Annotated in this window: 10 protein-coding genes; 5 read left to right on the top strand and 5 right to left on the bottom strand. The window is 43.1% G+C overall.

What is annotated here, in order from left to right; translation table 11 throughout:
- Positions 1-101: 101 nt before the first annotated feature.
- The 5 genes from GKS34_RS01720 to GKS34_RS01700 all read left to right on the top strand — a co-directional run bounded on the left by GKS34_RS01720 (position 102) and on the right by GKS34_RS01700 (position 8,832).
- Positions 102-2,234 carry a carbohydrate binding family 9 domain-containing protein gene (locus GKS34_RS01720; RefSeq protein ID WP_163383087.1) on the top strand — a complete coding sequence of 711 codons (2,133 nt, stop codon included), beginning with the start codon at positions 102-104 and terminating at the stop codon, positions 2,232-2,234.
- Positions 2,235-2,420: 186 nt separating this feature from the next.
- On the top strand, positions 2,421-4,367 hold the full coding sequence (locus GKS34_RS01715) for an ATP-binding protein (RefSeq protein ID WP_163383086.1): 1,947 nt from the start codon (positions 2,421-2,423) through the stop codon (positions 4,365-4,367).
- 61 nt (positions 4,368-4,428) lie between these two features.
- The gene (locus GKS34_RS01710) at positions 4,429-5,820 is read left to right on the top strand and encodes an arginine decarboxylase (protein WP_163383085.1); all 1,392 of its coding nucleotides are present in this window, start codon (positions 4,429-4,431) and stop codon (positions 5,818-5,820) included.
- A gap of 113 nt (positions 5,821-5,933) precedes the next feature.
- Positions 5,934-7,898 carry a hypothetical protein gene (locus GKS34_RS01705; RefSeq protein WP_163383084.1) on the top strand — a complete coding sequence of 655 codons (1,965 nt, stop codon included), beginning with the start codon at positions 5,934-5,936 and terminating at the stop codon, positions 7,896-7,898.
- Positions 7,899-7,983: 85 nt separating this feature from the next.
- Positions 7,984-8,832 (top strand): DUF2490 domain-containing protein, encoded by an 849-nt coding sequence (locus tag GKS34_RS01700; RefSeq protein WP_163383083.1) that lies wholly within the window; start codon positions 7,984-7,986, stop codon positions 8,830-8,832.
- Positions 8,833-9,018: 186 nt separating this feature from the next.
- Here GKS34_RS01700 and GKS34_RS01695 read toward each other — a convergent pair whose 3' ends face one another.
- From GKS34_RS01695 to GKS34_RS01675, 5 genes are all read right to left on the bottom strand, one after another.
- Entirely contained in the window at positions 9,019-9,555 is a 537-nt protein-coding gene (locus tag GKS34_RS01695; protein WP_163383082.1) for a hypothetical protein, read from the bottom strand.
- Positions 9,556-9,577: 22 nt separating this feature from the next.
- Positions 9,578-10,864, bottom strand: a complete 1,287-nt coding sequence (locus GKS34_RS01690; protein ID WP_163383081.1) for a hypothetical protein — start codon at positions 10,862-10,864, stop codon at positions 9,578-9,580.
- 19 nt (positions 10,865-10,883) lie between these two features.
- On the bottom strand, positions 10,884-11,456 hold the full coding sequence (locus GKS34_RS01685) for a YceI family protein (RefSeq protein WP_205602002.1): 573 nt from the start codon (positions 11,454-11,456) through the stop codon (positions 10,884-10,886).
- Positions 11,457-12,029: 573 nt separating this feature from the next.
- The gene (locus GKS34_RS01680) at positions 12,030-13,520 is read right to left on the bottom strand and encodes a sulfatase (RefSeq protein ID WP_163383079.1); all 1,491 of its coding nucleotides are present in this window, start codon (positions 13,518-13,520) and stop codon (positions 12,030-12,032) included.
- 7 nt (positions 13,521-13,527) lie between these two features.
- Positions 13,528-15,273 carry a c-type cytochrome gene (locus tag GKS34_RS01675; protein ID WP_163383078.1) on the bottom strand — a complete coding sequence of 582 codons (1,746 nt, stop codon included), beginning with the start codon at positions 15,271-15,273 and terminating at the stop codon, positions 13,528-13,530.
- Positions 15,274-15,433 lie beyond the last annotated feature (160 nt).

Genomic DNA, 15,433 nt, shown 5'->3' with positions numbered 1-15,433 from the left:
TCCCATTGTATTCCAGTATTTTGTGATTCATAAAACCACCTCGCTTTATCAAACAGTTTATTTTAGTCACAGGTTTCCTCTTATCCACTTTTTTGCCTGGTATGGCCCGGCAATCAGACGATTTGCGGGCCCATCCGCTCTCTCCGGATGTGCAACTGGAACTCGATGGTAGATTGGATGAGAACATTTGGAAGCAGGCAGGTGCCGCCACGGCTTTTCGGCAGCAGGAACCTCTGGAGGGGCAATTGGCCTCCGAGCAAACGGCCGTGCAGGTGGTATTCGATGAGAAAAACCTGTACTTGGGTGTTCGGCTTTTTGACAGTAATCCCGATCAAATCAAAGCGTTCCAACGAAGAAGAGATGCTGATTTATCCACTGATGACGTGTTTGCTTTTATCCTTGATACCTATAATGATCAGCGTTCCGCTTTCTATTTTGAAATTAATCCCGCAGGGCTAATGGGGGACGGAATCCTGCGTACAGGACAAGGAAGTACTGTAAACAGAGATTGGAACGGAATCTGGAGAGCCTGGGTGAGTAAGGACGATCAGGGTTGGTCGGCTGAAATTCGGATTCCGTTTATGACCTTGAATTTTGACCCGGCTAATGAGGTTTGGGGAATTAATTTCCTTCGTACTGTCCGACGAAAAAATGAAACCAGCTTGTGGACAGGATACCAACGAAACCAGGGTATCGAACGACCGCAGGATGCAGGAAAGCTAACTGGATTACGTGGTATCAATCAGGGTCTGGGCTTGGAAGCCATTCCTTACGCGATTGTTTCACAATCCTCTGCTAAAGAAGTACCGGAATTGGCCTCCAGGCAGTCCTTTACCTATAACGCAGGAGGAGAACTAAACTACAATATTACCCCTAACTTAAAAGCAGGTATCACTGTTAATACGGATTTTGCAGAAACGGAGGTGGATAATCGCCAGGTAAACCTTACCCGCTTTCCTTTGGTTTTTCCGGAAAGAAGGGATTTTTTCCTGCAGGGTTCCAATGTCTTTCAGTTTGCCCCTTCGAGCAATCCCAACCCCTACTTTAGCCGAAGAATTGGTCTGGAAGGGGGCAATCCCATACCCATAAAACACGGTGCCCGGCTTATTGGGAGGATAAAAGAAACGGATGTGGGGTTCTTACAAGTCAGGACAGGATCAGACGACGGCATACCGGGAGAGCATTTTACCGTGGGTAGGGTTTTACAAAATTTTTCATCGGAAAGTACCGTTGGAGTAATCTACACACGCCGGGAAACCGATGGAGATAGCCTTCCGGTGAGAGAGACTTTTGGTGCCGATTTGAATCTCAGTACCTCCCGGTTTTTGAAAGATAAAAATTTACAGTTCCAGGCTTTTTTTGTAGGACATACGCCTAGCTTATTTGGTGAATCCAGCAGTTTAATGGACCGATCGGTACGGGGATTCAGAGTGAATTTCCCAAACCAGCCCTGGGATGCTCATGTATCTTACCGGGAGTTTGGCGTCCAATACGCACCGGCGGTGGGGTTTGTGCCAAGAAACGGCTTCAGGCGATTGCAACCTACCTTTACTTTTAATCCCTTGATTGATCAGAGTAATACCATCCGCGAACTCAGCTGGGAATATGATTTCGAATACCTGATGTTTATGGACTGGAGGCCGGCAACCATCAATCATAATATCCGCTTTTTGGGGATTCGTATGGAAAGTGGGGATATTTTATATTTAAATCTTCACCAAAATTACGAGAATCTTAATTTCATTTTTGATGTGCTTCGGGATGGTCGGTTCCTCATCCAGGAAGGAATTTACAAAAACTACGGGTATTCCATTGAAATTCAAACGGCGCCTTTTCGAAAAATCGGAGGGAACCTTACTTTCGAGAACATGGGATTCTGGACGGGTAGACAAGCCAACCTGGAATTGGACCTCTTCCTTCGGCCATTTGCAGGTCTAAACCTTACGGGGAGTTATTTGTACAGTCAGGTGCGCCTTCAGGAAGGGTCGTTTGATACCCACCTATTCCGACTCATTAGCAGCTACGATTTCTCCCCCTGGGTTTCGTTAAATTTCAATATACAGTATGATAATGTAACCAACAGGCTGGGAACCAACAGCCGATTTATATGGGTGATTGACCCTGGCAACACGCTTTTCATCGTACATAATCACAATTGGCAAAAATTAGGGGATCGTTTTGATGTTTCAGAAACGCAATCCACCGTTAAATTGGCATATACTTTTAGGTTCTGAAAATTAGGCTTTTTGGAGATTTTTAGATTATTTTGGCAGCCTATGCAAAGAAATAATTGGTGCTATTTTTGGAATCCCAAAACCTGCCTTTCTGGTTTCATTTTTTTTATTTATGCATGCTGTTTTTTAGGTTGCCAGGGTCAGGATGAGGGGTATCAGCCCCGTTCCAAAAATACTTCCGATATATTGGATCGTTCGAGTAACCTGCTCAATAGCGGGCAATACCGGAAATCCCTTCAGTTTCTTGACAGCGCCTATCAACAAATGGAGCAAAAAACTCCGCTTGATTTATGGGAAAGGTATAATTTTTTGAGTAGAATTTACCTGAATTACGACATTGATCTGGAGCGGTCGAAGCGCTATCTGGACAGCATGTTTTGGGTATTGGAAAATAGGAGACAGATTTATCAAAAGGAATATGCAAACACCAAATTCCTAGAAGGTGACTGGTATAAGGCCAAAAAACAGTTCAGCGATGCTTTTGCAAGCTATTTTGAAGGCCGGGAATTTGGGCTTAAAAATCTAAACAATTGCCTGATCAGTAGCCTTACTTATCAATTGGGAATGTTTCGCTACGGTCAGATGCAATTTGCCGAAAGCATTCCTTATTTTAAGAAGGCGATTTTGGAAAACCAGGATTGCTGGGATGGGGATATGGCGGTTCAAAAACTATACTTTCCACAAATGTACCGAAATACGCTGGCCCTGGCGTACGAAAAAACAGGTAAACTGGACAGTGCTTCTCTTCATTACCGGCATGGTTTGCAATTTTTAACGGAAGCTGAAAAAAAATACCCTGGAGAGCAAAACTTTATCCGCCTGGCTAAAGGTGTCTTTATGGGCAATCTGGGAGGTGTTCTGGCCAAGTTGGGGCAATACGATGAAGCGGAAAGTTTGTTGCTTAAAAGTATTGCCATAAACAGCCGGCCCAACTTCGATACGCAAGATGCCCTAACCGCGAAAATAAAGCTGGCTGACCTGTATATTGCCCGGAATCAATTGGATGAAGCTCAGCAATTGATGAATGAACTGGAGCTGTCCCTTTCAAAATCAGAATTAAAAAACCGTTCCTATACCCAAACGCTGATCCGCTGGAACGAAGTACAAAGCAGCTACTTTGAGCAGGCAGGTGCCCCCGAAAAAGCGTATCCCTATTTGAAAGCCTATTTTCACTTAAAAGATTCTATAGATACTGTTGACGATGAACTTCGTGCGGTGGATATGGAAACCTTCTACGAAAATGCTGCTCAACAATACCAGTTTTCTATTATCAACCGGGATAATCAAATAAAGAATATTTACCTGGGTGCGACTATAGGTTTTACGTTACTATTAGTGGTCTTTTTGGGATTTGTCGGTAAATGGCTGAGTCGATCTAAAAAGATTAACAAGGAAATAAGTCAACAAAACATAGAATTGCAGGACACGCTGGGTGCTTTGGAACAAAGTCAGGCAGAGAACACCAAAATCATGTACATGGTAGCTCATGATTTGAGAAACCCCATTAGCAGCATGGTAATGATGGCTGACATCCTGCTGGCCGATGAGCAGATTACCGGGGAAAACAGGGTGCTTTTGGAGCACATCAAAACCTCCTGCAATAATTCGATCAACCTGGTTTCCGAAATGATGCAGTCCAATAAAAACACTGCATCCCTTACTAAAGAAGCAGTGGAGCTCGACCGACTTCTAAGTTATTGCGTAGAATTGCTGCAACACAAAGCCCATGAAAAGTACCAAAAATTAATTTTACACACCATTCCGGTTACCGCTTATATCAGCAGGGAAAAATTATGGCGGGTCATCAGCAACCTGATTGCCAATGCGATCAAATTTAGTCCCAGGGGAAAATCTATTTACATTAACCTGCTTAAAAAATCGGATAAAGCCATTTTTTCAATCAAAGATGAAGGAATCGGCATTCCGGATTCGATTAAAGACAAGGTCTTTGAATGGTACACCGATGGAAAAAGGACTGGTACCGATGGTGAAAAACCCTTTGGAATGGGATTGGCCATTTCCAAACAAATAGTTAGTGCCCATGGAGGAACTATTTGGTTTGAAACCGAGAATGATAGTGGTACTACCTTTTTCGTCGAAATTCCAATTAATCCCAAAATCCAAAAGAACTAATATTCCTTTGGATTTATAATACAAATTTTGAATCCCATAAAAAATGTGATAAACTTTAGGCATGAATAACTACATTGATCTTATCAAGCAAACCTTTGACTTTCCAACCAAAGAATTCTCAGTAACTAACAACCAACTGAACTTCAATGGGGTAAATCTAATGGAAATCATCCGGGAATACGGGACGCCCTTGAAATTAACTTATCTCCCAAAAATTTCGGAAAATATCCAGAATGCAAAAACGTACTTTGGCAATGCCATGCAACGGCATGATTACAAAGGGTCTTATACCTATTGCTATTGTACCAAATCCTCCCATTTCAGCTTTGTGATGGACGAGGCGTTGAAGAATGATGTCCATATCGAAACCAGTTCCACTTTCGATATCCCGCTGGTGAAAAGCCTCTACAAACAAGGTAAAATCGGCAAAGATACCTACATCGTCTGCAATGGTTTCAAACGTGAACTTTATAAACAATATGTGTCGGAACTTCTCAATGAGGGGTTTACGAATTGCATCCCTATTTTGGACAATTTGACCGAAATTGATTACTACCTGGAACACGTAAAGGTCCCTTTTAAGGTGGGAATTCGAATAGCCGCGGACGAGGAGCCGAAATTTGGGTTTTATACCTCCCGCCTGGGAGTAAGGTACCACGATATTATAAAGCTATATGAAGAAAAAATCAAATCCAATCCCAATGTAAGCTTAAAAATGCTTCATTTCTTCATCAACTCCGGCATTCGTGATACGGCTTATTATTGGTCCGAACTTACCCGATTTATCCAAAAGTACGTGGAGTTAAAAAAGGTCGCTCCCGATTTGGATACCATGGATGTTGGCGGCGGATGGCCTATAAAGACCAATGTGTTTTTTGACTACGACTACCAGTACATGGCCGACCAGATTATCAAGAATATCAAATGGATGTGTGCCAAAAACAATACGGAAGAGCCTAATATCTTTACCGAATTTGGAAGTTATACCGTGGGTGAAAGCGGCGCGGTATTGTATTCCATTCTGGACGAAAAATTGCAAAATGATAAGGAACTCTGGTACATGATCGATGGCTCCTTTATCACCCAGCTCCCGGATAGCTGGGGACTTAATCAGAAATACATCATGCTAGCCATCAACCATTGGGACAGGGAATACCATAACATATCCCTGGGAGGATTGACTTGTGATAGCATGGATTATTACAATTCAGAAGCGCACCAGTTCAATATATACCTTCCTAAACTGGAAAAAAACACCACCCAATACATTGGCTTTTTTCATACAGGGGCCTATCAGGAATCACTGGGAGGCTATGGAGGCATCCAACACTGTCTCATCCCTGCTCCAAAGCATGTGATTATTGACCGCAATAGCGACGGAAGCATTCATCACTGGTTATTTTCTCCGGAACAGGAAAGTAAGGACATGATGAAAATATTAGGATATAAATAAAAAAGAGGGTTTAAACCCTCTTTTTTATTACTGGCAGGCTATTTGTAAGGAGTATTTTCAACGATTTTTCTATTTCATTGCCAATTTAGCATCGAAATTGAAAGGAAATACACATGAAGCATAAAGTCTGCCTTTTTTTATTATTATTACTCCAAAGCGGCATTGGTATAGCTCAGATAAAAAACGTCTACGAGGGAGATTACTCCTTTCAGGAAAAAGAAGGCACGGCTACGTTTGAATTCCTGGAAAATTCGGGAGAGATGGTTATGGACGGTTTTTTTCGCTTTGACTTCCTGGAAAAAGACAGTACCGACCAGACAATCTTACACAAATTTCAAGTCACGGGCGAATATGTCCGGAATGAACGAAATGGTACCTGGATTTTCGATCGGGAAACTCACCGTATAAGTCTGGAAGATGTGGTGGATTTTGAAATCATCAGCAGTCTGAAAAGTGAAAACATCCACGTAAAAGCCATGTATACCGAAGGGGTAAAGACAGGAACGTGGACTTTTAAGCAAAATGACTATATAGACGGCGAACTAAAACCAAAAGCAGAAGCAACGGGAATCGTTTTTTCAAATGATAAAATTGTCAAGGATTTTGATTACAGGAACTTTGAAGGAGACTTTACGCAGCTAATTCGGGGAGAAATCAACTCTGAGGGCTATATGGATGGAGAATGGTCCCTGGTTTACCTTAAAGACAGTATTTTGGTGTCCGAAGTCCGTAATTATGAAAACGGATTTTTACTGGGAGTCAAACAAAGAAACCTGGAAACGGGTGCGGCTATAAAGGAAGTAATTTTTTATAAAACCATTGAAAAGCTTCGAAACCTGGAGGCGGGAAGTCAAAATTCCTTCAAAATTGCCTCCGCTGATTTTGGATTGATCTATAACGATGGTTTCCAATCCGAAAGTCCCCAACTTCAGATTCAGAAACCCGGTAACCGTTTCATCGATGACTTTATATCCAAACTAATGCAATATGATGCAAAAAATCCTGAAACAACAACAAGTGGCAATTATCCCATTTTAACGAAAAGATTTGAGTACGAGCTTTACGATGAATTAGACGGTCTTTTAAGCTCACTGGAAGAAAAATATACATTATTCAAAGACACCGTTGAGACCTATTCAGAAATGAATGCGCTGGAACTGAATAAAGATAAAAGCGATTCCCTGGCTTTCACCCATGCCTATTTTAGAAGCCGTACCAAAAAACTGGAACAAATGAAGGAATTGATTGAGCTGATACGCACGGGAGACATCCGGTATGTTGATTTAAATAATTATACCCGAACCGGTGTACCCTTTTTATCTCCATTGGATTTGATTGCATATTCCCACAGGGGGAAGCAAACCAGGAAAATTCTGAACCATGAAGTGGGGTATGGAAATGCCCGTTCCTTTTTAGAGCGCGTAGAAAGCAATTTGGAAGAAGAAATAAAGCTTTCTACTGATTTAGCCAGGTATGCCAATAGGGAATTGCAATCTATCGAGGTGAATTCCCGCCTGGTAGGCATAGAGGAAGAAATCACTGAAAAAAAATCTCTAGTGGAAGCCATGTACGAAAGTCACGAGTCGGCTTCAGAATCAGAAAGGCAATTTTTCGAGAATTTTACGGGACGTACTTTCGAACGGTTATTTGAGATGCGCCTCTCCGACTATGCCGAAACCGAAGAGCCAAGTATGAAAATCGAGAAAGGAATCCAACTTCTGGATTTTCTAAACGAGATGGAAACCCTTTACCCGGAACTTGCGGCCATTTATCCAAAAAATGAGGAGATCGATGAAATTTATAAGGAGGAGACCTTTGATCCCTTTACCTATACCCGGTATAATGCCAGGGCCAAACCACGTTTGTTTGAAGCAGGAATGGAGAATTTATTCCCTCATTACCTGACCGAAATGATCCGTGAGGAAGATTATACCCAAATCAAAGAGCATTTGGATAAAATTGCGCTTTTGCAGGAAAAATTAATGGCTCTACGGGATACGCCTACCAAAAGCCTGGAGCGCAGGTTGGGCAAAACCAAAAACCCGGAAAAAATAGCATCCTTGCTGGACCTGCCCTGAGACAGAAAGTCAACCGAAGTCAACGCTATAGACCCTATTCCCAATCCAACCCTGGCCTTTATTTTGAATGATCAAGGAAATAAACATGACAGCAATCGGTAAAAAACAAATCCTGCGCAGCTTATGTACAGTAGCCTTCTGTATGTGGACAAGCTTTAGCCAGGCGCAATACATGGAAAGTAAAGCCGAAGATAGCTCCTTGCCTGAAAAAAAATACACCCGGCAGTCCGGCTTATGGTTAGGAATGTATACCAAATACAAAATTGGAGAGAAATTATTCTATTACGGGGAATACCACATGAGAAGAAGGGATCACCTGATAAACAATATGGCGCAGATCTATCTGCGCTTTGGCCTGTCCTATTTGGTAAATGAAAAATTTGAAGTAACGGGGGGCATTGTTACCCCATTTTATTGGGCACCGGAAGGACAGTATTCTGATGAGGAGCAGATTGATAAAGTAGTCAATCAGTTTCGGTTCTGGCAACAATTTTTATTTATCCAGAGCATGGGCCGGGTAAAAATTTACCACCAAATTCGTATCGAACAAAGGTGGAAACGGGATTATATTATTGACTCACCGTTTAAACTTACGCACCGCATGCGGTACAAGATATCAACGTATATTCCCTTAAACAAACCAAAATTACAGGACAAAACCTTGTTCTTTTCCGGTTACAATGAGATATTTATTCAGGCTGGCAAACCAGTGCTTTACAACTATTTTGAAGATAATCGGCTCTTTTTGGGCTTGGGATATGTAATTAACGAAAATTTTCAGCTTCAGGCAGGATACATGAAAAGTATTCAGCAGAGAGAGCGCGGGTTTGATTTAAACAACCGTGACATCATCCGTTTTAGCGTGTATCACAATCTGGATTTTACAAAACGAAAAAAGAAACCTAAAAACCAGGAAATCGATCCAATACTATAAAACTACAGGCATTTTTTCAGGAAGAAAACGGGGATATTAACCTGAATGTATAGGAGGGGCAGCATCCTCCATTTTTTTTAAATATAAATGCAAATCTCGAGCATAGTGCGATAGACAATCAGAGCATTTTAAGTCTGAACTGGATTAAGTCAGGCTGGAACGACCCATCAAGGCCCAGTAAAAGAATCAGGAAGGCTCCAAATAAAGGTTGATTTCCAAATCGATGGCTTCTTCCACCGTGACCAGGCCACCGAGACGACTGCTGGCGTCCAGGCCCAATTGTTCAGTGGAAAGGTGTAACGTTCCTTGTAACTTACTTTCAAGGAGTTGAAATACAACTTTTTCGAGCACCATTTCGGTACCTGCCATTTGTAGATAAATATCTCCAAAAATTTGCTGGGAGCCTCTGCTAAGCCGATTGACCGAAACCAGACAAATGGGGTAGTCTTCCGCCTTCAGCGTTTTTCTGAAATCATTGTTCAATAAAAAATTACCGCACCCAAAATCATTTACTGGTATTTCAAAATCCAATGAATGAGCAGTTGGGAATTGACGGTCAAAAACAAGCGTATCGCTTTTAACCTGGCTGTCGTAACTACATTCAAAACTTCCAACGGAGGTTTTTCCTTTTACGATGATTTCTTTGTGATGGATTACCAATTCATTTTTTTCAAAGGCACCCATCAGGAAGAAACAGCAGCCGAGCATTAGAGCGATACGCATGATATTCCTATTTAGTTATGCTTTAAAAACCGATCACGCCTTCAATCATGATCCCGTTAAATGAACCGCCATTTCGGATATCCGTTGCAGCAAAATCATTGTATTGCTGGCTTACATACTCAAGCTTGGCCAGGATGTTTTTGGTTATAAACCAGCCACCTCCGACTTGTACGCGGGAAATTGAAGGCTCCAGACCGTTGGGCATTTCGCCTCCGACCTGGTTGTACCTACCTGCAAGGTAAAAGTTATCCATAGAGCCAAAACGATAAACGGCATCCAGCCCCACTTGATTCCAAGTCCGATCCTCAGTTTCGTTGGCAGCTTTTCCTTTGGATTGTTCCAAGGTACCAAAAAGCTCCAACCCCTGAAAAGAAACGAAGGGATTCAATACCATAGCGGTGACATTATCTCGCATACCTGGATTAAATCGTCCGGAAGTAAAATTCCCTGAAGTAGACGCCATGGTGTTTTCCATTACCAAATAGTACCTGGATCCGGTTCGGTCTCCAGACCATAGGGTATTGTTCACCGAACCTGACGTGGTATACACCGAGCCGGTTAGTCGTAGTCTAACCTCGCTATCAAGGGTTTTGTCGTAGCCTAATTTACCAATAAACGCTGGCTTCCTGCGCGATGGATTGGTCACTCCCCCTTGAATTTCACCGCCAGTCATAGAGCCCACAGCCAGAAATCCATTATTTTGATAGATTACCTCTGCACCAATCTCTGTAGCAAATGCATCCATGATGTAATTTCCGACAAATGGGTTATGGAATGCATTGCCATTATCAGTCCTTCTGAAATGTGAGTCTCCGTAATTAATTTCCATATGCCCCACTTTGATGGTTACCTTTTCCATGATTTGATCGAAAACCTCACTATTTAGAAAAGGGAGCTTGTCAAATTGCAAATAGCCTCCCTTTACCCAGGTTTCAGGGTGGTGCCTGGAAGAAAGATAGGTAATCAAATTTAGTCTGATCCCATCTCCCAGGGCCACGTCAATGTTTAGGTTCGCGGTAGCCAGGTTGAATCCCGACCCAATATCCATTAATTGATTGGTATTGATACCGTTATCATTAAATATTGGGGTGGCAGAATTTTCGTGACTCAGGGATTGAAATTGCTGTGCAAAGGCCCCTCCTATTCGTACCCGAACACCATCATAAGCCACGGTATCGGCTTTACCCGTCTCAAATACATTGATGCCTCGCTGGTCATAGGCTCTCCAGAATTGCATGTCTCTTTGCTGCGCCTGACCACTAAAGGACCATAAAATAGCGCATACCAGGAATAGAATATTCTTGTTCATAATAGTAAAAGTTAAGATGTTAATTAATTGGATTTAGTTTCATTTTTATGGCAATGGTCATTTCATTACCCGTTTTAATAGTGCCAAAAACGGCTGTGGGAGGATCCACATCGAAATCAGTTAATTTTATAGCCGCGGATCCGGAGAGTGTCAGACCAGTCCCTTCGGTTGCAATTTGAAGCTGAAAAGGCACGGTATTGGTTTCTCCGGCGATTTCTAGTCTTCCCGTTGCTTTCCAATCATTACCTCCATCCTGATGGGCTTCCACCAGTGTAAAGGTGATTTCGGGATGATCGTCTGCTTCCAGGGCTTTATAGGCATTGTTGTCCATTTGCCCCTTCCCACTTTTGAGGGTTTTTACTGGCATGGAAATTTCTGCCGACTGAATCGTTGTAACTTTTCCAGCAGAAAGCCTGAGGGTGGCCGTTCCACTGGCTTCGTTAGAAACCATATCCCAATCGTGCAAGGTGGAAGTACCTGAAACTTTCATTACAGGATCAGATCCAACTTCATACCTCTGCTGGGAAAAAACCGGGAAGGCACAAAAGCTAAAAATCAGGAAAAATAACAGTGCATTCAATTTAGATTGCATGTACATAACAGTATGGTTTAGGTCAATAAATGGGGTGTTTCCCCTTAAAATGATACAATCGATTACGTTGATATTTCAAAGGTAACACCTAATAACAGAGAAAAACATGATGAAAATCAATCAATACTATGATCTTTTACTCAATAGAAATAATGGTGGTTACAAGGGAAATAGTAGGGGCGCAAAGAATACTTATTTTAAAAATAAGCACATTTCGATTTGTGGGTGGACAAAAAAATAAGCTATGAAATAAAATTTCATAGCTTAAGTCAATTAACAATAAACCCAAAATAACCTAGTAGTAAGGGAAGGATTTGAACCTCCGATGCCTTTTTCGCATCTCCCGTTCCTCTGCAGAGGCAATACCTGTCTGATAAATGAACATGACAAAGATAAACAAAAAAATTATTTTAAAAAAGGATGAGCTAATTTTAGTAAAAATTTACTCTATTTTAAATTTTTAGACCAAAATTTATAAATAATAAAAATTTTCACCCCAAATAAAAGCTAGTTTTAACCATATTATATTTTGCTTGGGACCAAATAATGCAGGCTTACCATATTCTATTTTATTTATTTGATCAGTTCATCTTTAATAATCAGCTTTTCTTCCCAATACCAGTTCTCTCCTTTTTTCTCCAGTTTTCTGTGCTTACTACCGGGAGCATGGGGAGCATCCGTCCCTTTTAGCCAGCGGGCATGGTCTGCTTTGATTTTGGCAAAGGCTTCCACTTCGGCGAGATTATGATGTTCGTGGGGATCCTTTTCATGATCATAAAGTTCTTCCGATCCGTCGGCGTATCGAATGTACCGCCACCGATCTGAACGCACACTGTGGTTTCCGGGATTATGGGTAGTGATGGCCGGTCTTTCCCGGGACGTTTCCGGATTCCTAATTTGGGGAAGTAAGGAGATCCCTTCCAGACCTTCTTTAGCTGGCAGACCCGTCAATTCCACCAGTGTCGGATAAATGTCCAGCAACTCCACCGCTTCCTGACTAACAGTGCCCTCCGGCAACCCTTTGCCTGCAAAGATCAACGGTACGTGGGTGGAACGCTCCCAAAGGGTGTTCTTCCCGGTAATTCCCTTTTCCCCCAAGTGATATCCATGATCTGACCACAATACGATAATGGTATTGTCCTCCAAACCATTCCTTTCCAATGCATCCAGAACCCTACCAACCTGGGCATCGGTAAAGCTGATGGTGGCCAGGTAGGATCTTACTTTATTTTCCCACTGCTGATTCTCCTTTAACCAGGAAAGCCTTACTTCCGGCAAGTACCAATGCAGGTACCATGAAAAATCGGGCACATCATCCCTGTCCCAGTCCGGGGCTGGGGGCAAATACAAATCTTCATCTCCGGGGTACAGGTCAAACCATTTGCGGGTGGCAAATAAAGGTACGTGAGGCAAAAAAAATCCAACTGCCATAAAAAAGGGCTGGCTCGAATCCTCTTTTAATGTCGCCAATTTCTCTTCGGCCCAGCTAGCTACTTTGTAGTCATTCCGTACACTGTCCCCTTCCTCAGGGTACACTCCCCAATCCAAAAGTGGGTGATTGCCCATTTGGGTTTCTCCTACCAGCTTTGCGGGAGGATGCCCGCCTGTTCCTCCGCCGATGGGGCCCCATTCCTGAAACTCCACCTTTTTATCGGGGGTAGTACCAATACTGTGAAAAATTTTCCCATTGGACAAGGTACGGTATCCATTTGCTTCAAAGTATTGCGGAAGCGTCACCAGGTTCTGTGTTGCGACCACATCCCGGTGATGAGGAGCCAAATTATAAATCCCGGTGGTTTCCGGTCTTAAACCTGTCATAATACTTACCCTCGAAGGATTGCAAAGTGGAGCCTGGGTATGGGCATTGGCAAACAGCACCCCCCTTTTTGCCAGGCGATCAATATTCGGTGTTTTTACCTGTGGATGTCCGTTCAAGGCTCCCACCCAATCGTTGAGATCATCAATGGCTATAAACAAAACATTCGCCCGATCTTGTGACTGCCCGAAAACGGGAATGCCCGCCAAAACTATCCCTACCAATACAAAGTAAAACTTCCACAACATAGCTAATTTATTTAAAGGTAACTTTCCAAATATTTCCTCCCTTTTCCCTACCACCATACTCAATGACAAACAGGGACTCACCCACCAAAACGGCATCTACCGGTTGGGAAAAACCAGCTGCTACCCGGTAGGTATGTAAATTAAAGTTATTTTTTCCAGCATCAAATCGAAGGTCCAGTAGCAACAAATCCTCTCCATCCTGAGTAAACGGCTGCATTAGCACCGAACGCTGCCCGCTAGTATACCTCAAAGCCAATGCTTTGCCTTTGAACCTGCCGGGTAATTGATCCCTTCGATCAAACACTAATCCCAGGGGTGAAGAATGGGGTGTGAAAGTGGTCATCCCTATTCCCAGTTCTGAAGCATCCCGGATCAACCCGGAATCCGGATCTCGAAAATTATCTGCATCCGGACCGTAATTAACAATCCCCGGGCTAAAAGTAACTCCCTCGGGTACCTCCGGAAAGTCCGGATCATTGTAAAAATCATCTGGCCATGCGGCCGCTCCCTGATTTAGAAAAGGGTCGGTAGTTGGATCCGGTCTCCAATCCTCAAACTGCTGCGGCGTAAGCAAGCCGCCCATCATCCAGGGATACCCGTAATGCCGACCTTTTTGGACCCAAAACATATCTTCATTCTGATCGTAGTCTCCGGAATTGACTACAGCGAATAACCGTCCTTGCTTATCCAGGGCCAAATCGTAGGCATTACGAATGCCTTCAGCGAAGAGCACCCCCATCGCTTTTAGTTTTTCCAAATCGTTAGGTAGAAAAAGCTTCTTACTTTGAATCGGTATTTCAAATATTTTTGCCGTGAGGGCTTCGTCTCGGGAATAGGGATAGGCACCCAGGTTATCCTGAACCTCTCCATGGTCCGTGCGGCTTCCGCTGACCACATAGATAGATTGACCGTCCTGGCTTACCTGTAGGGCGGACCATCCGTGATCAAAAGGCGTATTAGTCGTTCCGTAGGTTTCCGTCGTAAAAACAACCTCCTCTATCCTATCCCCCTCGTCGTTCCAAAAAACACGTATCATTCGACCCGCTGTCCCTTTACCCTCGTTCAACGGCGTATTTCCACTTAAATAAAGCGTGTCGTTCCACATGGTAGCTCCCTGCAAACGCGGAATACCGTGCGCTTCGACGTCAAGCATTTTTTCAGATACCTGTGGAAATTCGATTGATAATCGATAAACTTCACCTCGCAAAGTGGCATACCAGAGGTAGTTGCCATTACGGCTCTCCCAAATACGGACAGCTCGGGGTGCTACTTTTGCCCATCGTGTTATTGAAAGTTCTGGTACCAGTGGTTGGGGGATATTGGTGGAATCGGCTACAGTCTGGGTATTTCCTAAATTTCGTAAATGGCGTACCAGTTGCCAGCGTTGCTTTTCGGTCATTATCTCTTTGAAGGAAGGCATTATCCCCCTCCCTTCCGAAATTTTATAAAACAACACGCCATCGGACTGAGATTGAACGGGATCAGAATGCAAATCTGCTGGTTGACTCCCCATGGCCTGCCCCGCTGCCCCATCTCCTCTACCAGATGCTCCGTGGCACGATTCACAATACAGTTGAAAAAGTTGCCGTCCCTCCATTAAATGCGTCTCAGATACAGGTAAGGGGTCGGAGCGTCTTTGGGCACTCTCAGGAACTTCCCAAAGGGATTCGGAATTTTTCCGATCCTGGGTACAAGAAGAAAAAATACCGATCAATACAATCCATCCAATAAAGGTATTCCGGGCTTGAGGCATGGTGAATTAGCTACAAAACGCTTTAATTTATAACTTTTTTCCAAAAATCCGGCATGCATGGCCGACGATTTAAACAAATCCGTCAGCTTTGGCCCGAATTCAATATTCGTAGGTCTATAAGGACTAATCACCTAATATTTCTTATCTTCGAATCCGATCA

Source organism: Cyclobacterium jeungdonense, from assembly GCF_010994275.1.
GTDB classification, from domain to species: domain Bacteria; phylum Bacteroidota; class Bacteroidia; order Cytophagales; family Cyclobacteriaceae; genus Cyclobacterium; species Cyclobacterium jeungdonense.
The sequence above is the reverse complement of the archived record's forward strand: the minus strand, read 5'-3'. Positions and strand labels throughout refer to the sequence as shown.